17 protein-coding genes are annotated in these 23,599 nt (G+C 44.0%); 12 read left to right on the plus strand and 5 right to left on the minus strand.

Annotated elements, in window-relative coordinates; translation table 11 throughout:
* Positions 1-35: 35 nt before the first annotated feature.
* On the minus strand, positions 36-779 hold the full coding sequence (modA, locus tag DC094_RS21345; protein ID WP_116689154.1) for a molybdate ABC transporter substrate-binding protein: 744 nt from the start codon (positions 777-779) through the stop codon (positions 36-38).
* 434 nt (positions 780-1,213) lie between these two features.
* On the opposite strand from modA, the gene bioD reads away from it, so the two are divergent.
* Positions 1,214-1,876 (plus strand): dethiobiotin synthase, encoded by a 663-nt coding sequence (gene bioD, locus DC094_RS21350; protein WP_116689155.1) that lies wholly within the window; start codon positions 1,214-1,216, stop codon positions 1,874-1,876.
* Positions 1,877-2,261: 385 nt separating this feature from the next.
* Entirely contained in the window at positions 2,262-3,917 is a 1,656-nt protein-coding gene (locus DC094_RS21355) for a Y4lR family protein (protein WP_116689156.1), read from the plus strand.
* Positions 3,918-4,141: 224 nt separating this feature from the next.
* On the opposite strand, the gene gcvT is transcribed toward DC094_RS21355, so the two are convergent.
* Positions 4,142-5,272: a glycine cleavage system aminomethyltransferase GcvT gene (gcvT, locus tag DC094_RS21360; RefSeq protein WP_116689157.1), complete on the minus strand. Its 1,131-nt coding sequence runs from the start codon at positions 5,270-5,272 to the stop codon at positions 4,142-4,144.
* Positions 5,273-5,361: 89 nt separating this feature from the next.
* Positions 5,362-6,738 carry an alanine/glycine:cation symporter family protein gene (locus DC094_RS21365; protein ID WP_116689158.1) on the minus strand — a complete coding sequence of 459 codons (1,377 nt, stop codon included), beginning with the start codon at positions 6,736-6,738 and terminating at the stop codon, positions 5,362-5,364.
* 606 nt (positions 6,739-7,344) lie between these two features.
* On the opposite strand from DC094_RS21365, the gene DC094_RS21370 reads away from it, so the two are divergent.
* The 9 genes from DC094_RS21370 (at position 7,345) to DC094_RS21410 (ending at position 18,410) form a co-directional block, all read left to right on the plus strand.
* A complete protein-coding gene (locus tag DC094_RS21370) occupies positions 7,345-8,724 on the plus strand; it encodes an L-serine ammonia-lyase (RefSeq protein WP_116689159.1) in 1,380 nt (459 codons plus the stop codon).
* Between the two features lie 123 nt (positions 8,725-8,847).
* The gene (locus DC094_RS21375) at positions 8,848-10,143 is read left to right on the plus strand and encodes a serine hydroxymethyltransferase (protein ID WP_116689160.1); all 1,296 of its coding nucleotides are present in this window, start codon (positions 8,848-8,850) and stop codon (positions 10,141-10,143) included.
* A gap of 33 nt (positions 10,144-10,176) precedes the next feature.
* Positions 10,177-10,563: a glycine cleavage system protein GcvH gene (gene gcvH, locus DC094_RS21380; RefSeq protein ID WP_170114609.1), complete on the plus strand. Its 387-nt coding sequence runs from the start codon at positions 10,177-10,179 to the stop codon at positions 10,561-10,563.
* Positions 10,564-10,868: 305 nt separating this feature from the next.
* Positions 10,869-13,757, plus strand: coding sequence for an aminomethyl-transferring glycine dehydrogenase (gcvP, locus tag DC094_RS21385; RefSeq protein WP_116689161.1), 2,889 nt, complete (start codon positions 10,869-10,871; stop codon positions 13,755-13,757).
* A 203-nt stretch (positions 13,758-13,960) separates the two neighbouring features.
* On the plus strand, positions 13,961-14,998 hold the full coding sequence (locus tag DC094_RS21390; protein ID WP_116689162.1) for a hypothetical protein: 1,038 nt from the start codon (positions 13,961-13,963) through the stop codon (positions 14,996-14,998).
* A gap of 381 nt (positions 14,999-15,379) precedes the next feature.
* Entirely contained in the window at positions 15,380-16,375 is a 996-nt protein-coding gene (locus tag DC094_RS21395) for a bifunctional 5,10-methylenetetrahydrofolate dehydrogenase/5,10-methenyltetrahydrofolate cyclohydrolase (protein WP_206605723.1), read from the plus strand.
* Positions 16,376-16,512: 137 nt separating this feature from the next.
* Positions 16,513-17,403 (plus strand): bifunctional methylenetetrahydrofolate dehydrogenase/methenyltetrahydrofolate cyclohydrolase FolD, encoded by an 891-nt coding sequence (gene folD / locus DC094_RS21400; RefSeq protein ID WP_116689163.1) that lies wholly within the window; start codon positions 16,513-16,515, stop codon positions 17,401-17,403.
* Between the two features lie 152 nt (positions 17,404-17,555).
* Positions 17,556-17,867, plus strand: a complete 312-nt coding sequence (locus tag DC094_RS21405; protein ID WP_116689164.1) for a DUF2834 domain-containing protein — start codon at positions 17,556-17,558, stop codon at positions 17,865-17,867.
* A gap of 39 nt (positions 17,868-17,906) precedes the next feature.
* Positions 17,907-18,410: a GNAT family N-acetyltransferase gene (locus DC094_RS21410; RefSeq protein WP_116689165.1), complete on the plus strand. Its 504-nt coding sequence runs from the start codon at positions 17,907-17,909 to the stop codon at positions 18,408-18,410.
* A gap of 258 nt (positions 18,411-18,668) precedes the next feature.
* Here DC094_RS21410 and DC094_RS21415 read toward each other — a convergent pair whose 3' ends face one another.
* Together DC094_RS21415 and glpK are read right to left on the minus strand one after the other, a co-directional pair.
* The gene (locus tag DC094_RS21415; protein ID WP_116689166.1) at positions 18,669-19,406 is read right to left on the minus strand and encodes an MIP/aquaporin family protein; all 738 of its coding nucleotides are present in this window, start codon (positions 19,404-19,406) and stop codon (positions 18,669-18,671) included.
* 83 nt (positions 19,407-19,489) lie between these two features.
* Positions 19,490-20,968, minus strand: coding sequence for a glycerol kinase GlpK (gene glpK / locus DC094_RS21420; RefSeq protein ID WP_116689167.1), 1,479 nt, complete (start codon positions 20,966-20,968; stop codon positions 19,490-19,492).
* Between the two features lie 860 nt (positions 20,969-21,828).
* Here glpK and DC094_RS21425 point away from each other — a divergent pair.
* Positions 21,829-22,512: a phospholipase D-like domain-containing protein gene (locus tag DC094_RS21425; protein ID WP_116689168.1), complete on the plus strand. Its 684-nt coding sequence runs from the start codon at positions 21,829-21,831 to the stop codon at positions 22,510-22,512.
* The last annotated feature ends 1,087 nt before the right edge of the window (positions 22,513-23,599 follow it).

Genomic DNA, 23,599 nt, shown 5'->3' on the forward strand with positions numbered 1-23,599 from the left:
GAAACGTTCCAATAAATTAATAGCAATTGCCGATGTTACTCGGTGCTATATCCATAACGATGAATAATTTGTCTGGCAGGTGCTGATTTAAACCATGTTAGAAAATCCTGCGCCAGTGGACTGTCTTTTAATAATACAGCTTGTTGTTTGATCGGCGAGTAATCTTGTTCTGGAATCGGCCAGTAGTTGGCTGACATAGTGTTGTTTAAAATCATTTGCGAGATCACTTGTGACAATGCCACTAGCCCTAGCTGTGCATTACCACTTTTCACAAACTGATAGGTTTGGCCGATATTTTCGCCACGGACCATTTGGCTACGGAGCTTTTGCGCTCGATGGGTTTTCTGTAAATATTGCCAAGCCGCTTTACCATAGGGTGCTAATTTTGGATTGGCGATTGCTAAGTACTGAAAATCTTGTCCGTCTAGCACCTGACCATTTTCAAGTTTGTAATCGGCGCTGGGGCTCCACAACACCAATTTTCCGACTGCGTAGGTAAAACGCGATCCTGCAACAATTAGCTGTTTTTTTTCTAGCAGCTCTGGTCGGCGAGCGTCGGCAGCAAAAAATAAATCAAACGGAGCGCCATGGCTGATTTGAGCGAAGTGCTTACCCGTCGAACCGGGGATCACTTTTATTTTGTGACCGGTCTTGGCTTCAAACTGATCGGCTATTTCAGCCAGTGTGGTTTGAAAGTTACTGGCGACTGCAATCGATAATGTATCGGCAGTGGCAGCCGTTGTTATGAATGAACTTGCGAGTAACAGTCCGCTGAACATTGTTTGCCAGAAGAACCTTATTGATAGCGATGGTTTGCTTGCTGCTTGCCTGAAGAAGGCCATTGTCACCCCACTGAATGAACCACTTGCCGTTGGTTACTGACTATACCCATCGTACTTGAAAACGCTCGGGCGTTGGCTGCTTTCGTTCACCCTAATCACTTACAACCGTAAGCTCATGGGGCTTCGCTCACTTGCCATCTACTAGCATCGCCAATTACTTTTGGAATATATCGTCTGTTTGATAACGATTCTATGTTAACAGTCTGAGGCTGATTAGTTGGTAAGCTAAATTTTGAGGTGGATCAATGGTCTGACCGGTTTGGTTGGATTTTCCGCATTCAATACGGGGTTATTGTCACTTTAGACAGAAACCAATTGAGGTCTCGCTGGCTAAGGGTAAAATCCGTTACAAATTCTTTAAGTTGTTTCTGATGCAAGGTCTATTTATTACAGGCACCGATACCGGTGTCGGCAAAACGCTGGTGAGCTGTAGCTTGCTGGAGTATTTCAATCAGCGTGGCCACTCTACGTTAGGGCTTAAGCCAGTAGCTGCCGGTTGTGATTCAACTGCACAGGGACTGCGCAATGAAGATGCCGTGGCGATGATGCAATCATCTTCGGTCAAATTACCCTATGCCGATATTAATCCTTATGCATTTGAACCGGCGATTGCACCGCATTTAGCGGCCGAAGATGCTGGCGTTTGCTTGGATGCCGAGGTTTTATCCCAATATTGCCATTCGATGGAGTCGCGAGCCGATAAGTTAATTATCGAAGGTGCTGGTGGTTGGAAGGTGCCGCTCAATACCCATGAAGGTTTTGATAATTTAGCCCGCAAGCTGGAAATTTCTGTAGTGCTGGTGGTCGGCATCAAGCTGGGTTGTATTAATCATGCCTTGTTAACGGTGGAAGCTATTAGTTTTAGCGGATTAAAACTGGAAGGCTGGGTGGCTAATTGTTGTGACCCGGATGCTGAACGAGTCGCTGAAAATATTTTGACCCTAGAGCAGAAAATTGCAGAACCAAAATTGGCGACTTTGCCATTTTGTGAGACACCTCTGCCTAAGGAGATGGTCCAGTATTTTTGCTTGTGATGCTGCTAACACATGGTTTGGCAATGGATTGCTATTCTGTGACGAGTGATTGGGCAACCGCAGTAAAAACAGTCGGTTAAATGATTGAATGGCGTTGTAAAAATTCAGGTCAATAATAAACTTGCAGATTTTTTAATAGTCAGTGTTCAAGCAAGTGCTTCGGTAGCTTGCCGGTAAAATCCACGAAAAAAACAAGTTCTGCCGCTAACCGCGGCCAGTGGATAAAAGTCGTCGTAACGAAATAAAGCGATTGAACACTGATTCCCAATCTTCGGATCAGTAGTTTGAACCAGAAGCCGGTGCTTTTGGTTCAATATCCAAAACGCCAGGTTATTTACTTTATGTACATGCCTGATGAATTGACCCCGGTGAAAGGGAGTTCACCATGTCAGAGCTTAAGCAGCGAGTACGCAAGTGCTTGGCTGATATTTGTCAAACCCTTGAACAGGGAAAACCTGCGCCAGAATGGCGCGCCATGGCGACTAACTGTTCAGCGCGTGATCTGTTTCAGCAGCTACTCTATCTGACACTTGAGCGGGCAGAGCTCGCTTCTCTTTCTCGTTGCTGGATTCAGGCCTGGACCAGCATGACTCATGTTGCCTTGTTAGAAACCCGAATCTGGGTGCGTGGTCATGATGACCAAGCATTGGCTGATTGGGATTTTTGTCAGAAACAATTAAGTCATTGGTTACGCCAGGATATGGGCGACCGGGAAATGCTCGGTTTATTGCTGCGTCAGTTCGCTTTATTGGAATTGGAAATCGGTCATGATTTATCGGAATCGATCCGGGTTTGGCAAAGCCGACATAAAAGTGAAAATTTAGAAGACTGGCTAGCAGAAAATAATCTGACCGAGCCATTACCTCAGCAAGATTACGATGTTTTTTTATCGGTTGGCGAACGGATTGGTTTTTTAACCCGGGTTCGAGTGTTGGAGTGGTTAACCAATTTATTACGCAGCCCTTATGTTGCACACCGCGAATCATTAATCCTTTTTTTACTCCATCCTCGCTCAGCAGTTGCTGAACAAGCGATGCGCTTATTGCAACAACCAACCTGGCAACGACGAATTAGTAGCGTAGGACTGCGGCGTTTAATTAGCATGCGTAATTGGTTGCCGCGTGGTCGGCGAGTAAGAATTGACGAAATTATTGTTAGTTTACGCCGCTATACACCGATTGATCAGCTTGGCGAATCAAAACTCACTCATTTAATGGCTTCTTCGCTAGATGCCCGAGGTGGCCAGCTATTAATTATGGTCTGGAAACAAGGTTCAAGTTATCGAACCGGTGGCATGGTCTTAAAGCAGCAGGAAGGAATTAGCGATATTTGGGTGGGCCCGCCATCAACCAAAGCACAATGTTTGAAAGATATTAAGCGGCTGCAGGAACACTTCTGTATTTTGCCGGTAGACCAGGAATATCCAAAATTATTGATCCCTCATTTTTTAGCGATCAGTCGTTTACGGCATCAGAGAATTTCACCGTTATTACTTCAGTGGTTTGAAGTGCTAGGGATTGTTGGCTGGAATCCATGCTTTTTACCGCAGAAAGAATTGCTCAGCTTGTGGAGAGGTCAATTAACCAGTGTTGCGGAGCAGCAATATCAGCAATGGGAAGCTAACGGCCAACGCTGGTTGAAGCGAAAGTTTGCTGCTGACTGGTTGGAAGATGATCCCCAGGGGGCCGAACGAGTTAAGCAAGATTATTCTGGCTATGCCTTAATAGCGCCAGAAAAAGAAAAATGGCAAGAGCGGCTGGTGTTAACTGCCTTATGGGCTCGGCATGCAACCGGACGAATGGCACCAGATTTTAAAGAAGCAGCTTGGCAGGCGCTGTTATTTGAATCCGCAGAACGGCCAGAGCAACTACCGTTAATGAAATCGATTGTTAAGGCGACCCAAGGTTACTGGGAAAATGTAGAGCAACAAACATTACAAACTGATCAAGAGGCGTTGCTGGAGCAGAATAAAAATAATGCGCCAATGGGGATTAATGAAAAGAAAAGTATTAAGGCGACATTAACTGATCAGACTATTTGATGATTTTTTAACAGATTGGTCTGACAGAAAATATTTAAATGGACAGATGAATTAAATAGAAATAAAAAACCCTACCTAATAGAGGTAGGGTTTTTTTGGTCTAACCATGATTAAAAAATCGGTTTGACCTCTTTTTTTATCGTGTGCAAAACTTTTAGTTTGTTACCCGATATATTGACGTCGACTAGTTATTGAGAGCTGACCGGGTCAATTAAGCGAGCGAATTAACCACGGAAGTAACGCTGCTCGATGAATGGAGCGCGTGCTACTTTAACTGGCAACTTCTTACCGCGTACTTCTGCAAACAATTCAGTTTCCAGAGCACTATGTTCAATACCAACATATCCCATTAATACTGGGCAGTTAGTGGTTGGACCGAAGCTACCTGAAGTGACTACACCGGCTTTTTCGCCAGCAGCAGTAAATAATTCAACACCTTCACGAATTGGTGCACGGCCTTCACCGATTAATCCAACACGCTTACGAGTGTGATCTTTTTCAACAATTTGCTTCAGGATGATATCAGCGCCTGGGAAACCACCAGCACGTTCGCCACCAGTACGACGGTTTTTGCTGATAGCCCATAACAGGCTAGCTTCTACAGGTGTAGTAGTAGTGTTCAAGTCGTGACCGTACAGGCAAAGGCCTGATTCCAGACGTAAAGAATCGCGAGCGCCAAGGCCAATCGCTTCTACTTCTGGTTGTTCCAGCAACAGACGCGCGAACTTATCGGCTTCTGCATTTGGTACTGAAATTTCATAACCGTCTTCACCGGTGTAACCGGAACGGCTGATCAAGCAGTCGATGCCTTGAATGGTCATGGCTTGAGTATCCATGAATACCATTTTTGCAGTTTCAGGGGCTAAACGCTCCATTGCTGCTGCTGTGCCTGGACCTTGGACTGCCATTAATGCGCGGTCATCCAGTAATTCCATTGTAACGTCGTCAGGCAGATTAGCTTTTAAATGAGCGATATCCTGTTCTTTACATGCAGCGTTAACCACTACATATAAACAATCGCCGTGGTTGCTCACCATCAAGTCGTCCATGATACCGCCTTGCTCATTGGTGAACAGCGCATAACGCTGTTTGCCAGCTGGCAAATCGATGATATCAACAGGAACGAGAGCTTCTAACGCTTTAGCGGCATTGGCACCGTGTAAACGAAGTTGACCCATGTGAGAAACGTCAAAAAGACCAGACTGTTCGCGAGTGTGTAAATGCTCTTTTTTTACGCCTAGTGGATATTGAACTGGCATTGAGAAACCAGCGAAAGGCACCATTTTTGCGCCTAATTCCACATGGAGATCGAACAGAGGAGTTTTTAATAGCGTGCTTTCGGATTGTGTGCTCATGATGTTTAGATTTTCCTTCATTAATCTGACAAAGGTCAAAAGTGCCGCCCTTACTAATTAGTTGTGCGTAAGGGCGACACATTTATCAATTAACCTTTAGAAGCGGATGCTTCTTTTGCATTTTTTTCAAAATACTCTTTTGTCAACTTAAATACCACCGGGCTAAGCATTGCGAGTGCAATTAAGTTTGGTAAGGCCATTGCTGCATTTAACGTATCTGCGACCAACCAAATGAATTCAAGGCTTACTACAGCGCCTAGTGGCACGGCAATAATCCATGCTGCACGGTAGAAAGGAACTGATTTAGTACCTGCCAGATAAATCATGCAACGCTCACCGTAGAATGACCAACCGAGAATAGTGGTAAAAGCAAAAATACTGAGAGAAATAGCAATTAAGTAATTACCAACACCAGGCAAGGCTTGTGCAAATGCCATAGAAGTTAATGCTGCACCTGATTCACCAGAAGTCCATGCACCGGAAGTAATAATTACCAGACCAGTGATAGAACAAATAATGATGGTATCGATAAATGTACCGAGCATTGCAATCAAACCCTGACGAACTGGTTCTTTTGTTTGTGCTGATGCGTGTGCAATTGGAGCAGAACCTAAGCCTGCTTCGTTAGAGAATACGCCACGAGCTACACCGAAACGAATTGCTGCCCATACTGCTGCACCGGCAAAACCGCCTTCTGCTGCTGCTGGAGAGAATGCGTGGGTGAATACCAAGCTAAGGGCTGTAGGTATTTCTGATGCATTAATAAATAATACAATTAGACCAGCAATTAAATAAGCAATCGCCATTACAGGTACCAAAGAACCTGCCACTGCACCAATACGTTTAACACCACCAATAAGAACAGCAGCGGTTAATACCATTAATGCCAAGCCTGTACCCCAGGTTGGAATAGCAAAGTTAGCCTGCAATACGTCAGCGATAGAGTTTGACTGTACGGTATTACCAATACCAAAAGCAGCGATAGCACCAAAAATGGCAAATAAAGTACCTAACCAAGCCCAATTTTTACCCAGACCATTTTTGATGTAGTACATAGGGCCACCAATGTGGTTGCCGTTTGCGTCTACTTCACGGTATTTAACAGCCAGAACGGCTTCAGAGAATTTGGTAGCCATACCGACTAATGCGGTACACCACATCCAGAACAAAGCACCTGGACCACCGAGGAATACTGCAGTTGCAACACCTGCGATATTACCGGTACCTACTGTTGCTGCTAATGCAGTCATCAGTGCCTGGAAAGGAGGGAGCTCACCGTCGTTTGCTTCACCTTCTTTTGCTTTACGACCGCTGAGTAGTAATTTAAAACCCGTACCCAGTTTCAGGATGGGCATCAGTTTTAAACCTATTTGAAGGAATAAACCAACACCAAGGATCATCACCAGCATTAATGGACCCCAAACAATGCTGTTAATTTGTCCGAAGATTTGACTAAGTGTTTCCATATATAAAGCGACCTCATTCTGCTTTGTTATGTAAGAGGCAGCTCCAGATTTTGTGCGCACAAGACCCTGTTTAAATTAGTAAGTTATAAGGGAACTTTGTGACTCTGGGGCTGACAAGAGACAGAAAACCTACAAAAAACAATTGATTGATTATTTTGATAATAAGCTTCAAAGAAGCTGAATCGAACTTACATTATTGAACATGACTTTTCAATTCTGATATCTGGAGTAAAATATCGCAAAAACCGTTAATCCAGAATTAATGGTAAGACCAAAGTAGTAAAAAAAAGATCTATTCTTGATAAGTTTAACTTATCAAGATTCTAACCATATGTTTTCAGTGGTTATTGTTTTAATAGGATAAACTTAATTAACATGAACTCTGATCAGTAAAACTGTTGGTCAAACCAATAGCTGCCGTTTATCAGCGTGCTGTAGCTTTTTAAAAAAAATACTAAGTTGAACTAATGGGACGCCGTTGTTAGCTTGTTAAGGATAAGCTGCTGCTTGATAGTTTTTTTGATGGCTGATTTTTTCAGGCAGACTCATATAACTATCTAGAATTTTCTTAGAATGGAAATTTTGGAATAGATCGAGGTTAGATAGATGGCTCTAAGCATTTTCGACCTATTTAAGGTTGGGATCGGTCCCTCAAGTTCTCATACCGTAGGTCCTATGGTCGCGGGGAATCGTTTTCTTGCTGAGTTGGAAGAGCGCCAACTGTTTGAAAAGATTGCTTCTGTCAGGATTGACCTCTACGGCTCGCTAGCAATGACCGGTGAAGGCCACGCAACTGATGTTGCAATTATGATTGGTCTTGGTGGTGAAGCACCAGATAGTGTCGATCCAGATTCGGTATTACCAACTATTGAAAATATCCGTAAAAAGAAAAAAATCGTCCTTGCCGGAAAATATTCAATAGATTTTATCGAAAAAGAACATTTGATTTTCAATTTCGGGCACTCACTTCCAAAACACCCTAACGGTATGAAAATACAAGTATCCGATGATGCTGGTATTGTTTTATACCAGAATATTTATTACTCGGTGGGCGGTGGTTTTGTATTAAGTGATGCAGAAATTGATCAAAAGGGTAGCGATACATCAGGTGTTAAAATACCCTACCCGTTTGAAAATGCCAAAGAACTGATTGAATTGGCAGACAAAAATGGTTTGACCATTTCTGAGATGGTTTTAGAAAATGAAAAAATCATTTCTGGCCAAGAAAAACTCGAAAAAGGGTTAGACCAGCTTTGGGCGGTAATGGATGGTTGTATTCGCCGTGGTTGTGAACAAACCGGAATATTGCCTGGTGGATTAAATATTCGCCGCCGTGCAAATAAATTAAAAAATGATTTAATCAGCAAACCTGAAGCTGCATTTAAAGACAGTTTGGGTGTTATGGATTGGGTCAATTTGTTTGCCATTGCAGTAAATGAAGAAAATGCAGCAGGTGGCCGTGTGGTTACCGCACCAACGAATGGTGCTGCTGGTGTTATTCCTGCAGTTTTGGCTTATTACGATCGTTTTGTTCACGGTAGTACAAAAGAAGGTATTCGTACCTTTTTAACTACTTCAGCGGCGATTGGCATGTTGTACAAAAAGAACGCATCGATTTCTGCAGCAGAAGTTGGCTGCCAAGGTGAAATTGGTGTGGCGTGTTCTATGGCCGCTGGTGCATTATGCGCCGTCATGGGCGGTACCAACCAGCAAATAGAAAATGCTGCTGAAATTGGTATGGAACATAATCTTGGTCTGACCTGTGACCCAATTGGTGGTTTAGTACAAGTACCTTGTATTGAGCGAAATACCATGGGGGCAGTAAAGGCAATTAATGCAGCGCGCCTGGCAATGCAAGGCGATGGCGAGCATCACGTACCTTTAGATAGCGTGATTGAAACCATGCGCCAGACTGGCGTCGATATGCAAGAGAAGTACAAAGAAACCTCTACTGGTGGTTTGGCTGTGAATGTGGTGGCTTGTTAACCTAGGCGCCAAATTACCCAATACTTTTTTAAAAACAAAGGTAGGTTGTTGCCATAAGCGATAGCCTGCTTAGCCAAAGCCGAAAAGCTTTGTTGCACACAACTAGCAAAAACGGATGTAATCATGAGCAAGAACTACCCGAACGCCAACAGGGCGCGCTTTTTCTCAGAAGATCTCAAAGCAATTGATGCAGATATCTTCGCTGCGATCGGGCTGGAAGCCGACCGCCAGGAAACCCAGATCGAGCTGATTGCTTCGGAAAACATTGTTTCCAAGGCAGTAATGGAAGCGCAGGGTTCACTGCTGACTAACAAGTATGCGGAAGGCTATCCAGGACGTCGTTACTACGGCGGCTGTGAGCATGTTGATATCGTTGAATCTTTAGCGATTGAACGTGCAAAACAATTATTTGATTGTGGTTTTGTTAACGTTCAGCCTCACTCAGGCGCTCAAGCAAACGGCGCAGTTAAGTTGGCGTTATTGCAGCCAGGCGACACCATTTTAGGTATGTCTCTGGATGCGGGTGGACACCTGACTCACGGTGCACGTCCTGCATTATCTGGTAAGTGGTTCAACGCAGTTCAATACGGCGTTGCAGAATCTGATCTGCGCATGGACTACGACGAGATTGAAAGAATTGCAGTTGAATGCGAACCAAAAATGATCATCGCTGGTGGTTCTGCCATTCCTCGCGAAATCGATTTCCCTCGCTTCCGTCAGATCGCTGATAAAGTTGGCGCAATCCTGATGGTCGATATGGCTCACATTGCTGGTCTGGTCGCTACTGGCGAACACCCAAGCCCAATGCCATACGCTGATGTTGTAACGACTACTACCCACAAGACACTTCGTGGTCCTCGTGGCGGTATGATCCTTACCAACAACGAAGCGATTGCTAAGAAGATCAACTCTGCAGTATTCCCTGGTCTGCAAGGTGGTCCTTTAGAGCACGTAATCGCAGCTAAAGCCGTAGCATTCGGTGAAGCGCTGCAGCCAGAATTCAAAGGTTATATCCAAGCAGTTAAGGCAAACGCTGTTGCGTTGGCTGAAGTGATGATCGAGCGCGGTTGCGATATCGTAACTGGTGGTACCGATACTCACCTGATGCTGGTTGACCTGCGTCCTAAGGGACTGAAAGGTAATGTGACTGAAGTTGCTCTAGAGCGCGCAGGCATTACTTGTAACAAAAACGGCATCCCATTTGATTCTGAAAAGCCAATGATCACTTCCGGTATTCGTCTGGGCACTCCAGCGGGCACTAGCCGTGGCTTCGGTGTTGAAGAATTCCGTCTGATTGGTAATTTGATCAACGACGTTTTGGATGCATTGGTAGCGTCGCCAGAAGGTAATGCTGCTGTAGAAGCTGAAGTTAAAGCGAAAGTTGAAGCACTGTGTGCTCGCTTCCCGCTGTATTCATAATATCCGTACCGGTGATTTAAGAGGTTTTTCGAAATGAGCAATATTCCATCTGAACTGAAGTTCGCTAGCTCCCATGAGTGGGTAAAAGACAACGGTGACGGAACTGTAACTGTTGGCATTAGTGAGCACGCTCAGGAATTATTGGGTGACGTAGTATTCGTTGAACTGCCAGAAGTGGGTTCAGAAACTACTGCTGGTGAAGGTTTTGCATTGGTTGAGTCTGTAAAGGCTGCATCTGACGTTTACGCACCAGTAAGCGGTGAAGTTGTTGAAGCTAACGAAGCTTTAGATGACGAGCCTGAGCTAGTAAACACCGATAGCTTCGGTGGTGCATGGATTGCAAAAATCAAATTGTCTGACGCTTCTGAGCTGGACAATCTGATGAATGCTGAAGTTTACGCAGAATCTATCGCGGAATAATTTCCCAATAGAAAAAGCGTAATCAGGGCAGGCCAAGCGAATGCTGTTGCTCGTTTACCTGCCCTTTTTTATCGGCGCTTTGCCTGCACATTGCTTAGCAAGTTTCGATGTTCGACCTAATTTGAGTTTCAGAAGCCAAAGTTGCACACAGGTTAGATTTGACTTTGTCAGATCAACCAAAGGTTTCTGTCGTCAGGGTTTTACCTAGAGCTAACTGCAATTTAGCGGAAATTTTTTTTGGCATTTCATAGAGATGTCGTGATAATCCGCCCGCGTTGCTCATCTGCCGGATACAGGTTGTAGAAATGACCACATCAAATAGCACACTAGATCAGCTGTCTTCCAGTGACGAATTCATCGGCCGCCATATTGGCCCTGATGCCACCGAACAAAAAGCCATGCTGGCTGAATTAGGTGTTGAATCTCTGGATCAGTTAGTAGAAACCACTTTGCCTGAGAGCATCCGTTTGGGTCGCGACCTGAATATGGAAGACGCTGTCAGCGAAGTCGATGCACTGGCTTATCTGAAAAAGCTCGAAGAAAAGAACACAGTAAACCGTAGCTACATTGGTATGGGCTATCACGGCACACATGTTCCTCACGTTATTTTACGTAACGTATTTGAAAATCCAGGTTGGTACACAGCTTACACTCCATATCAGCCAGAGATTTCTCAAGGCCGTTTGGAAGGCTTGTTGAACTTCCAACAAATGGTAATGGATTTGAGCGGCATGGATCTGGCTAACGCCTCCTTGCTGGACGAAGCGACTGCAGCTGCCGAAGCAATGGCGTTGTGTAAGCGTTCTAACAAGCTCAAGAGTAATAAATTCTTCGTTGCTGACGATGTACATCCTCAGACGTTGGACGTAATCAAAACCCGTGCTGAATATTTTGGCTGGGAAGTGATTGTTGGCAATCCTGCAACGGATCTGGCTAACCACGAAGTATTTGGTGTTCAGCTGCAATACCCAGGCACTTACGGTGACGTAGCTGACCTGAAATCGTTAGTTGATGCTGCTAAAGCACAAAAAGCGATGGTATCGGTTGCTGCTGATCCACTGGCATTGATTCTGTTGAAGTCACCTGGTGAATTGGGCGCTGACGTTGTTGTCGGTAATACCCAGCGCTTTGGCGTTCCAATGGGATTCGGCGGTCCTCACGCTGCATATATGGCATCAAGCGAGAAGCTGAAGCGTTCAGTTCCTGGCCGCATCATTGGTGTTTCTGTCGACAGCAATGGCAATCCAGCCCTGCGTTTGGCAATGCAAACCCGTGAGCAGCACATCCGTCGTGACAAAGCGACTTCAAACATTTGTACTGCGCAGGCACTGTTAGCCAACATGGCTGGTTTCTACGCGGTTTATCACGGACCACAAGGCCTGAAGCGCATCGCAGAAAAAGTACTGCGTTTGACTTCTATCTTGGCTAAAGGTCTGGAGTTGGGTGGCGTTAAGCGTTCCAACGCAACTTTCTTCGATTGCGTGACAGTAGAAGGTATCGACCAAGCTGCAGTTAATGCACGCGCACTGGCTAAAGGTTGCAACCTGCGCCTGATCGCTGACGGTCGTATCAGTATCAACCTGGACGAAACTTCTGAGCTGTCTGATGTTGCAGATTTGCTGGAAATCGTTTTAGGCGCTGATCACGGTGTTGAAGTAGCTTCTCTGGAAGCTCAGGTTAATGGTAACAGCGGCTTCGCTGCAGAATTACGTCGTGATGACAATATTCTGAGCCATCCAATCTTCAACACGCACCACAGCGAATCAGAAATGATGCGCTACCTGAAGAAGCTAGAAAACAAAGATTACTCTCTGGTTCACGGCATGATTCCTCTGGGATCTTGTACCATGAAGCTGAACGCAGCAGCCGAGATGATGCCTGTTACTTGGAACGGCTTCTCTAACATGCACCCGTTCGCACCTCGCGATCAGGCTGAAGGTTACATGGAAATGATCCGTGAACTGGAAGCTGGTTTAGCAGAGATTACTGGCTACGATGCGGTTTGCATGCAGCCTAACTCTGGCGCACAGGGTGAATACGCTGGTTTATTAGCAATCCGTAAGTATCAGGAAGCTAATGGCGAAGGTCACAGAACGATTTGTTTGATCCCTTCTTCAGCACACGGTACTAACCCAGCTTCAGCCGCCATGATGGGCATGAAGGTTGTGGTTGTTAAGTGTGACGAAAGCGGAAACATCGATGTTGCTGACCTGTATGAAAAAGCAGAGCAGCACAAAGAAAATCTGTCTTGCCTGATCATCACTTATCCTTCGACTCACGGTGTATACGAAGAATCAGTTGTTGATATCTGTGCCAAGATCCACGAGTACGGCGGACAGGTTTACCTGGACGGCGCGAACATGAACGCACAGGTTGGCTTGACTACGCCTGGCTTCATCGGTTCTGACGTATCTCACCTGAACCTGCACAAGACCTTCGCAATTCCTCACGGTGGCGGCGGACCAGGCATGGGCCCTATCGGTGTTAAAAAGCACTTAGCTCCTTTCGTTGCTGGCCACGCAGTTAGCAAGCCTGAGTGGGCAACTGAAGGTAATGGCGCAGTAGCAGCAGCACCTTATGGTTCAGCTTCTATCCTGCTGATTACCTGGATGTACGTGAAGATGCTGGGCAAGGTTGGCCTGAAGAAGTCTACTGAAGTAGCCGTTCTGAACGCTAACTACTTGGCAAGCAAACTGGCACCTCATTACGAAGTGCTGTATCGCGGTCGTAACGGTCGTGTTGCTCACGAGTGCATCATCGACATCCGTCCTTTGAAAGAAGCAACTGGCGTATCTGAAGAAGATATCGCTAAGCGTCTGATGGACTACGGTTTCCACGCACCAACCATGTCTTTCCCGGTTGCTGGAACTTTGATGATCGAGCCTACTGAGTCTGAGCCTAAGGCTGAGCTAGATCGCTTTATCGAAGCAATGGTTAAGATCCGCGGTGAAATTGATCAGGTAGTTGCTGGTGAATGGCCTGCTGATAACAACCCACTGTGCAAAGCACCGCACACCATGGTTGATATCACGGGTGAATGGAATCGTCCATACAGCCGTGAAGTTGCAGTATTCCCTACTGCAGCAACTCGCGACTCTAAGTACTGGCCAACGGCTAACCGTGTAGATAACACTTACGGTGACCGTCACTTCATCTGCTCATGCCCGAGCATTGAAGAGTACATGGAAGACTAATTTAAAAAATTAGTTTCATTCCTTAAACCCTGCCGGTGTTTTATCGGTGGGGTTTTTTTTACTTAAAATTCGGGCTGAAATTTTTAAATGCCATTTTTAGAAAATAAAAAAAACGATTTGGCCGGATATGCAATAAGGAAAATAGCAAGTGGTAAAAAACACTATGGTCTAGTCTGAATGCAGAGCGAATGCAAGGATACGACATGGAAACGTCTGCAACAAAAACAACCACTCCGGCACTAGAAAGTTTGCGCCTTCAGGTGGAAGACATGCTGGAATATGCGCTGGAAAAAGGAAGAGAGGTGCCAGTTGAATTAATCTGTTTAGGTCATCAGTTGTCAGCTGATGATAATATCGAGCTACAGACGGATCAATTAAACCGACTGAAAAAAATGGCCAGCGCCCATCAGCAATTAACACGAATTGTTGCTCCAGCAACACCACAAATGATTTCCATGCTGGCGCAAGACCGACGCCGATCTTCTCCCCTGACTTTTTTAGGAAAACTGCCGGTGTTAAGGCAATTTTCTCTATTATCAATATTTTTTATTGTCGCTTTTATCGGTTTGGCAATGTTGCCGGAAATTGGCGAAGTGAATGTCGCCGAATGTATGACCAATGATATTAATTGCCACAATTATCACCAGTTATTAGTCGATAAATCCAACACCGAAAATGATATGAGAATAAATTTATTGGCAATTGGTTTTGCCAATTTGCAGGGGCTGGATTTATTAGTTATTGAGACATTTTTGTTGTGCTGCGCTGGTATCGGTGCCTGCTTTTCAAACTTATATACTATCAATCGATATGTCGGGCTGGGTACCTATAATCCATTATTAGAAAGTACCTATTGGACTCGGCTGATCATGGGCCTGATGTGTGGGATTATCATGGCAGAGGTAGTGCCAACTTCTGCTAGTGAATTTGGTAAACCGTTAGTGGCGCTATTAAGCGGTTTTGCTTCAGAAGTTTACTACAGCATGTTGCAAGAGCTGGTGGCTCGCTTTCAACGATTGTTCTCCAATCCAGATAATAAAAATAACCGTGAAGTATTGCAGGTAGAAAAACAGAAAAGCCAATTACAACAGCAAAGGCACCAATTGAATGTGGCCAACTCGCTGATTGATCTCAAAGCAGACTTAAGTCAGCAGCAAGACCCGCAATTGTTGAAGCAAACACTAGACAAGGGTATGAATCAAATACTAAAGCAGCAGAGTTCGACTTCTGCCGTAGATTAGATTGGTAGATTAAGACCTGCGCCGGACTGGCCTCTGCGGTGGATTAGAACGCTGCTGCAGTCTTTCATTTTCAATATTGGACTGACCATTTGTTTTAAGTCAGTTCTTTATTGACATCAAAGTATTAGCATCTAGATCGCAACAAACACTCAGTGATTTTTTTACTATTTTGCCTGTCAGGGATTGCAGCCTGAGCAATCTGGCGTTAGGGTGCTGGCAAAATCTTGATGGATCTATGACGATTTTGTTAATCGCTCATCAGTTTCACAGGCTTTTGCTGCGGACTAAGCCCGTGATCATCGCGTAATAGATGAATTACAAAATAATAATAACAATAACGGGTTGCTAAAGGATCTGGCTCCCCGAGGAGTGGTCTGGACTATGAACAGAACAAATGTGCAGGCAAGAAAATCTTGGTTGCCGAACGATCTTACCGACGCAGAGGAAAAGCTTATGGATCAGAAGGTCATAGACGGCCGGGCCCACGCGGCAGGTAACCTGAAGGTTATTAGCCAGGATGTTGAAGTTTTGAAAGAGCAGGGTTGGAATCCCCAGCTAATTTCTGTGATGGTCGGAGATGTACAAGAAGCGGCACTCTATGTCCGAAACCAAAAGCGTATTGCCGAGCAGGCAGGTATTGCTTTCAGAGAAAAGCGCTTACCAGAAAGCATTACCGAAGCAGAAATGCAGGCAGCGATAGCTGGCTTGAATGCCGATCCAAGTGTTTCAGGTATTATTCTTCAGCGGCCAATGCCCGCTCACCTCAACGTAAAAGCGCTGCAAAAAGCGGTTCATCCTTTAAAAGATGTCGAAGGAATGCACCCAGAATCTATCGGTAATATTGTTTATAAAGAAATGGAACTTGGCCCTTGTACAGCAATGGCGGCGGTTGAAATTCTTAAAAGCACCGGCCTAAAACTCGAAGGGCTGGAAGTGGTGGTTATTGGCCATTCAGAAATTGTCGGTAAGCCAATTGCTTTCTTGTTGTTAGCCGAAGGTGCTACGGTGACTGTTTGCCATCATATGACGCATAATGTGGCAGTACATACTCGTCGTGCCGATGTGGTATTTGTTGCGGTAGGTAAAGCAGGTTTAGTGACTGGCGATATGCTCAAGCCAGGTGCTGCAGTAATTGATATCGGCATTAACCAAGTGGTCGATGCACAAGGTAATTCCAAAGTGGTTGGCGATGCTGATTTCGAAAGCTGTAGCCAAGTTGCCGGTTGGATTACTCCGGTTCCCGGCGGTGTTGGCCCGGTTACAGTATCGGTACTCATGCGAAATGCAGTGACCGCAACCCAGCGCCAAAAAGCGCATTATGAAAGTGAATACAGCCACCGATTTGTCCCAGCGGGCATGAGTCCGGTTGGTTTGTAAATTTCACTAGAAATTAAAAAAGCCCGGGCAGTTGATGCTCGGGCTTTTTGTTATGATTCGCAGTAGATTGAAACCTGCTCGCAAGCTGCATCGTATTGATCGGCTTTTAACCCGGCAAAAATATTCGGAGAAGTTGTGTGACAGCACAGATTATTGATGGCAAAGCGATAGCGGCCAATGTGAAAGTCTGGTTAAAACAGCAAATCAGCCAGTTGAAGCAACAGCATCAAAAGGTGCCACATTTAGCTTGTGTGTTAGTCGGCGAAAATGCAGACAGTGCCAGCTATGTAAGAAGTAAATTAAAAACCGCTAATGACTTAGGCATGCAAGTGAGCGATTTACATTTGCCAGCTGAAATTAGCCAAGATCAATTGTTGCAAAAAATTCAGCAGTTAAATTTAGATCAGAATATTAATGGTATTTTGGTTCAATTGCCTTTGCCAAAACATATCGATGAAAATTTAATTATTGAAACCATTAATCCGGAAAAAGATGTTGATGGTTTGCACCCACAAAACCTCGGTAAATTATTCGCCAATCAAGATGGTATTAAATCGTGCACGCCTTTAGGTTGCATGATTTTAATTGACTCGGTGCTTTCTGATTTATCCGGTAAAAATGCGTTAGTGATTGGCCGTTCAACGCTGGTTGGCAAGCCAATGGCGGCCATGTTGTTAAATGCTGATTGCTCGGTACAAATTGCCCATAGCAAGACTAAAAACTTGGCTGCTTTGTGCCAACAGGCAGATATTATTATCGCCGCAGCTGGTGCACCAAAATTGGTGAAAGCCGATTGGGTAAAAGCTGAAGCAGTGTTAATTGATGTCGGATTAACCTGGGATCAAACCGCTAAACAAGGCAAAGGTGGTTTGGTTGGTGATATTGATTTTGCATCGGTCAGCGAAAAAGCAGCAGCGATTACCCCAGTACCTGGCGGCGTTGGCCCAATGACTATTGCCGGTTTAATGCTGAATAGTTTTGAAGCAACTTGTCGGCAAAATAATCTGCCGGTGGTGGTATATCGGTAGGTTGTTTAAGGCTAGTTCTAATCAACCTACCTAAGTTAATCTTTGGTCTTTGTAGACGTATTGAAGGCAGAGGAAAAGAAGTTCAAAAACATCAATGTCTTCATCGTTGGTGTTTGGGCTGCCAATCATGAATAATCAAATGGAATTGAATTATGAACCTGAGAAATGTTTGCCTTATCCTATTAATTTCGTTTGCTGGCTATACCGGTTATACGATGTCAATTGCAGAACAATCTCTGCTCAGTTTTGGTTATCAATTGATATCCAGCCCAGATACTGCACAGGTAGTTGTTGATTTGTACATCATGGCGATTTTAGCTCTTATTTGGATGTATCACGATATAAAAGGTAGAGGGAAAACAATTAAGCATTGGTTGCCCTATGCATTATTAACATTGACATTTGTTTCAATCGGACCATTGCTCTATTTGGTACTCAGACCTAAAAATAGTGCTGGTAAATGACTCTAGTGCACTAAGAATATAAAGCGCAATTATTCCGTTATGATCAGAAAAGCAATAAAAAAAGACGTAGCTGAAGTCTCAAAGATACATGTGCTGTCATGGCAACATGCTTACAAAGGCATTATTAATCAGTCGTTTCTTGACGGTCTTGATGTTGAAAAAAGAAAGGTGTCTTGGAATAAAATTCTTGAACAATCTCTGGGTGATCTTTTTGTCGCAGTGGACAACCAACAAATTATTGGTTTTGTCCATATTTGCCGCTGCAGAGATTCAGATCAAAACTCTGAAAAAGTAGGCGAGATTACTTCAATTTATCTCGATCCAAAACACGTCGGTAGAGGTGTAGGCTTTCAGTTGTTTACTCAAGCAATCAAAACGCTAAAAGCATCAGGGTTCGAAAAGGTCATGCTGTGGGTTCTGCAAGAAAATTACTCTGCACGAGCATTTTACGACAAGATGGGTTTTGAAGCTGATGGAACAGAAAAGTATCTAGAAAATCTGTTGCTTACCGAAATACGTTATCAACGAGCATTAAGCGAATAGTAAAAAACATTGCTGGCAGAAAGAGCTACGATCCTTAGATATCGTCGTACCAGCATCCCTGCTTCCTTACGACATACAGTCCATCCTTGGACATCGTCGTACCAGCATCCCTGCTTCCTTACGACATACAGTCCGTCCTTGGACATCGTCGTACCAGCATCCCTGCTTCCTTGCGACATACAGTCCATCCTTGGACATAAAAACCGGCCTATTGAGGCCGGTTTTTTATTCGGATTAAAAATTAAGCTCAGTTAATATTTAAACCAGAGCTTTCCATAATAACGCTGCAATAATACAACCAACAATCGGTGCAACGACTGGAATCCAGCTGTAGCCCCAATCGCTATCGCCCTTGTCTTTGATTGGCAAGATGGCGTGCATAATCCGTGGGCCAAGGTCACGAGCAGGGTTGATTGCATAACCGGTGGTGCCGCCCAGAGAGAGGCCAATCGCGGTCACTAATACTGCTACAGGCCATGCGCCTAAAGTACCTAAACCGATTTGTACATTTTCTAGGCCGTTTGCACTAAAGGTCGGGCCAGATAAATATAGAATGACAAATACCAGTGCAAAGGTGCCGATGACTTCGTTAATGAAGTTGTTGGCGGTATTGCGAATGGCTGGGCCAGTTGAAAAAACTGCTAGTTTTAAGCCTTTGTCTTCAGTTGCATCAAAGTGTGTTTTATAACAAGCAAATACACCCAGAGCACCTAACATGGCGCCGATCATTTCAGCAACGATATAGGTTCCAACATCAGCCCATGGGAATAAGCCTGCGACCGCTAAACCAATCGTCACTGCCGGGTTTAAGTGTGCGCCAGAAAATGGCCCTGCCACTGCGACACCGGTAAATACTGCAAAGCCCCAACCAAATGTAATAACAATCCAGCCGGAGTTGTTACCCTTGGTGCCAGTTAAGACGACGTTTGCAACAACACCGCCACCAAACAAAATTAGAAAAAATGTGCCGAGAATTTCAGCTATAAAGGGGGACATACCGCGCCTCCGAAAAAATCTGTGAAATTAATCAGGCTGGCTAAAATAATAATTAAATAGCCAGCCTGATTATTAAAGAGTCATTACTTGTCGGTACGAACACGGTCAACTGCGTCTAACCAACCAGCATAATGAGTTGAGCGTTTCTCGTCATCCCATTTAGCTTCGAAGCGGCGATCTGATTGCCAGTGTTGCTTCAGTGCATCGAGTGATTCAAAGAAACCAACTCTCAGGCCTGCTAGGTATGCAACACCGAGAGCAGTTGTTTCAGTAACCACTGGACGGTCGATGGTAATGCCTAAAACATCAGACATGTTCTGACAAACCCAGTTATTAACAACCATGCCGCCATCTACGCGTAATGCTTTAGGGCGAACGCCATCGGCAGCCATTGCTTCCATCAAATCTTTAGTTTGATAGCAAACAGATTGCAGGCCGGCTGTTACTAATTCTTTGATGCCTGTGTCACGAGTTAGTCCGAAGATGCCGCCACGTGCGTTTGGATCCCAGTAAGGCGCGCCCAGACCGGTAAATGCAGGTACTAGATAAACGCCAGGGTTATCGCCGACTTTATTGGCTAGAGATTCTGTAACAACGGCATCGGGGAATAGACGTAAACCGTCGCGTAACCATTGAATGGTGGTACCGGCGTTGAAGATTGAGCCTTCCAGCGCGTAAGTAGTTTTGCCATCTAAACGGAAGCCAACAGTAGTTAACATCTTGTTTTTTGATTTCAGCGGCTTGTCGCCGGTGTTCAAAATCATAAAGCAACCAGTACCGTAGGTGCTTTTGATTTCGCCTTCTTCAAAACAAGTTTGGCCGAATAATGCTGCTTGCTGGTCACCGGCAATGCCGGTAATCGCAATTTCACCACCAAATAATTCAGGGTCGGTCACGCCGAAGTCAGCTGAGCAGTCTTCAACCTGTGGCAGCATGCAAGCAGGCACTCGGAATAAATCGAGTAATTCTTGATCCCATTCTTGGGTATGAATATTGAACAGATTGGTGCGAGAAGCATTGGTTGCGTCTGTTTTGTGAGATTTCCCGCCAGTTAAACGCCATAGCAAAAAGGTATCAACAGTACCAAAGCGTAATTTACCGGCTTCAGCTAATTCACGAGCGCCTTCGACGTTGTCTAATTGCCAAGCAATTTTAGTTGCTGAGAAATAAGCATCTAGCAGCAAACCCGTTTTATCGCTGACCATATCTGCTTTACCAGCAGCTTGTAATTCTTTACATAAAGGTGCAGTACGGCGGTCTTGCCAAACAATAGCGTGGTGAATTGGCTTGCCTGTTTCTGCATCCCATACGACAGTTGTTTCGCGTTGGTTGGTAATGCCGATCGCAGCGATATCAGAAGCACTGATACCTTTTTCAGCCATTACTTTTTTACAAACAGTAACGGTAGTTGCCCAGATTTCTTCTGCGTCATGTTCAACATATCCGTCAGCAGGGAAGTATTGAGTAAACTCTTGCTGAGCAACACCGGCTGGTAAGCCTTGCTTGTCGAATAAAACTGCACGAGTGCTGGTAGTGCCCTGGTCAATGGAAAGGATGTACATCTTTCATCTCCTGATGCGACCGGTCATCTGTGATGCCGGTGATTGCTTGCAACGCCTGTAAACAATGGGGTGAGAACGCCAAAGTGAGACTCTAGATTATCCTTATCACACCTTGTGTTAAGGATGTTCTCAAAATGTGTCGAGTGGCGATTTCTGTATTTTTGGAAAAGCTTCTCGAACATCGTCTGGTTAAAAATCTATCTAGAATCTGGTTTTTTCATTTGACACAGATCAAGCTAGTTTTTGTTGTTGGTTTATGATCAAGTGGTGACTTCTTTTGTTCGTAAAAGAAAGTCTTTACAATAAATATTTGTTATTTAAGTATTTTTATCAAAAACGTGCTTACCTAATAATAATCGTAATTAAAGTTTTCATAGCTTTTAACTATTTTTCTATTTGACGCTTATTCGTCGTATAACGAGGTAGTCTCTAGGAAATAAAGAGGTACCTGTTCTTTGCAACTATTTGAAAAAAAACTACAAACTAACTTATGGGTGTTTTAATTTAATTGGTTCAACCAATATAACCTGATGCATATCATTAAAAAAACAAAAAATGTTTAATAACTTCAGTTATGAGAGGTTTCTCTAGTGATTATTGTTTCTATCAAAAAAATAGTGCGCGATTGGTGACTAGAAAAAGAGCTTTTCAAATGGATAAATGTGAAATACGAACATAAATAGTGACTATTAAGTCGTAATAGAAAGTCGAAAGCGAAGTTAATAGAGTTAACTGGTTGTTAATTGGCAGAGCGAATGGTTGAAATCGTGACAAATAAAGCAATATAACGGTGGTCGGTCTTGCCGAACCATCATTCTAGCGTGTGTGATTCAAAGCAAACGCTTCAGAGGATTACAAGTATGCATTATCAGCAGTTAGAGCAGCATCTGGTGCAAACACTGGAAGACTTCCGCCTTGATGCTCAGGAAAAAAGTGAGTTGCGAGCGCTGGCTGGGCAGTTGCCAATTGCTGATATTCGCTATTTACGTAATAAGGCTTTTGAGCTGGTTCGCCAGCCAGTGGAAAAGGGGGGCGAAGATGCTGCAATTCATCTTCGGTGGCTTGAGCAGGTAGTAAAAACGATTGATAAAGCGGCGAGTAAAACTGAAATTTCCCCTACCGTCGATTTTAGTCCGGGTCAGAATTGCCTAAAACGCTTAATCGAAACGCTTAGCAATGCTAGAGCCAGCTTAGATATTTGTGTATTTACTATTTCAGATGACCGAATCACCGATGCTATTTTAAAAGCACATCAGCGCGGTGTTCAGGTACGAGTGATTACTGATAATGATAAGGCCAATGATCGAGGTAGTGATGTGTTTTTTCTGAAAGAGCAAGGCGTTCCTGTCCGCTTGGATGAAACACCGTGGCATATGCACCACAAATTTGCTTTGGTTGATGATGCGCTATTAGTCAATGGCAGTTTTAACTGGACGCGAACCGCATCAGAAAAAAACCAGGAAAACCTAGTAATTACTGGCCATACCAAGCTAGTGAGTGAATTTAAAAAACAGTTTGATTATTTATGGAAGAGTTATAAGTAGAGCTATCTGGAAAGGAATGCATTTCGACGAAGTGTTGGCGTTGGCCGGGTCTGTTCTAATATTGCGTAATGATAGTGGCTTACCCCTCTAGGAAGGAGCCCCAAGCTGCGGCTGATAAGGTTGTTCAGTCTGTTCCTGAATGTTTGTGCATCTATATTGTTTGAGATGTCTATTAAACCGACTTCAAACCCTGTTGGTAACATGCAATTCATAATACAAACGTATTTTTTAGACTAGGATAATGCCATACAATTCACTTGTGTAAGATTGCTATTGGTCGCAAAAATAATGATGGACGAGCTATTGTTTTGTAAAAGCTTTCCAAGGTTTACAGACATTTTCATTTCATTATGGGTCATTGAATCTGACAGGCTCAAAAACAAACCACGGTGTGAGTCAGTCATAGCGAAACGAGAGCCATAAGCATTTAAAGAGTGGCAAAATATTGTAATTAAATTGTTAGGTGAAATTACACCTTTGTCATTAAATGCATTTTTTTAATGTATTCAGATAGTTTTATTAGATAGTGTTGATCATAAAAATCGATTCCACTACCTCGCTTGGGGAAAGCTGTTGGGCTACCGCCACTATTTAAGAAAACTAGACACGCCGTAATTTGTGACATAGTAGCAGGATGGATTTCCGATGAAATAACTTCATAGAGTTGGCTAGTATCAAGTGAGTGGAAATTGCTGAAAAAGTATTCTCGCAATAATAATTTAAAACGAGAGACTTTAGGTTTAGTTGTAGGTGACTGGGAATGTTGAAGGCTGCTGTATATGTTATCCCATAACAAGTCTTGTAACTTGTAACCATTCAGCACAATTTAATATAAAAATCGCTTGACAGGTTTTTTTATATTTTCCCGAATTTAAGCACTTCTTTCAGAATACCACTTAAACGCCGCATTAAACTGCTATTAACACACCTGATTATCAATGTTTTTTGCTCAGAATAGCACATCAGCATTCCGCTTCTAAAAAGTCGCCACAGTAAGCCTCAGAGACAAAAAAACCACCCTGAAAACCTGTGCGATAATAACCGCATGGACTCAATCGAAATTAATAAAACCATCGCTGAAACCGAG

This window comes from Pelagibaculum spongiae (assembly GCF_003097315.1).
GTDB classification, from domain to species: domain Bacteria; phylum Pseudomonadota; class Gammaproteobacteria; order Enterobacterales; family Pelagibaculaceae; genus Pelagibaculum; species Pelagibaculum spongiae.

Bases quoted from the DNA above. Each gene is read 5' to 3' on its own strand.
- DC094_RS21375 (WP_116689160.1), top strand. From the start codon at position 8,848: ATGAGCAAGAACTACCCGAACGCCAACAGGGCGCGCTTTTTCTCAGAA.
- DC094_RS21390 (WP_116689162.1), top strand. From the start codon at position 13,961: ATGGAAACGTCTGCAACAAAAACAACCACTCCGGCACTAGAAAGTTTG.
- glpK (WP_116689167.1), bottom strand. From the start codon at position 20,968: ATGTACATCCTTTCCATTGACCAGGGCACTACCAGCACTCGTGCAGTT.
- DC094_RS21410 (WP_116689165.1), top strand. From the start codon at position 17,907: ATGATCAGAAAAGCAATAAAAAAAGACGTAGCTGAAGTCTCAAAGATA.
- DC094_RS21425 (WP_116689168.1), top strand. From the start codon at position 21,829: ATGCATTATCAGCAGTTAGAGCAGCATCTGGTGCAAACACTGGAAGAC.
- DC094_RS21415 (WP_116689166.1), bottom strand. From the start codon at position 19,406: ATGTCCCCCTTTATAGCTGAAATTCTCGGCACATTTTTTCTAATTTTG.
- modA (WP_116689154.1), bottom strand. From the start codon at position 779: ATGTTCAGCGGACTGTTACTCGCAAGTTCATTCATAACAACGGCTGCC.
- DC094_RS21365 (WP_116689158.1), bottom strand. From the start codon at position 6,738: ATGGAAACACTTAGTCAAATCTTCGGACAAATTAACAGCATTGTTTGG.
- DC094_RS21395 (WP_206605723.1), top strand. From the start codon at position 15,380: ATGAACAGAACAAATGTGCAGGCAAGAAAATCTTGGTTGCCGAACGAT.
- gcvT (WP_116689157.1), bottom strand. From the start codon at position 5,272: ATGAGCACACAATCCGAAAGCACGCTATTAAAAACTCCTCTGTTCGAT.
- gcvP (WP_116689161.1), top strand. From the start codon at position 10,869: ATGACCACATCAAATAGCACACTAGATCAGCTGTCTTCCAGTGACGAA.
- DC094_RS21405 (WP_116689164.1), top strand. From the start codon at position 17,556: ATGAACCTGAGAAATGTTTGCCTTATCCTATTAATTTCGTTTGCTGGC.
- gcvH (WP_170114609.1), top strand. From the start codon at position 10,177: ATGAGCAATATTCCATCTGAACTGAAGTTCGCTAGCTCCCATGAGTGG.
- bioD (WP_116689155.1), top strand. From the start codon at position 1,214: ATGCAAGGTCTATTTATTACAGGCACCGATACCGGTGTCGGCAAAACG.
- DC094_RS21370 (WP_116689159.1), top strand. From the start codon at position 7,345: ATGGCTCTAAGCATTTTCGACCTATTTAAGGTTGGGATCGGTCCCTCA.
- DC094_RS21355 (WP_116689156.1), top strand. From the start codon at position 2,262: ATGTCAGAGCTTAAGCAGCGAGTACGCAAGTGCTTGGCTGATATTTGT.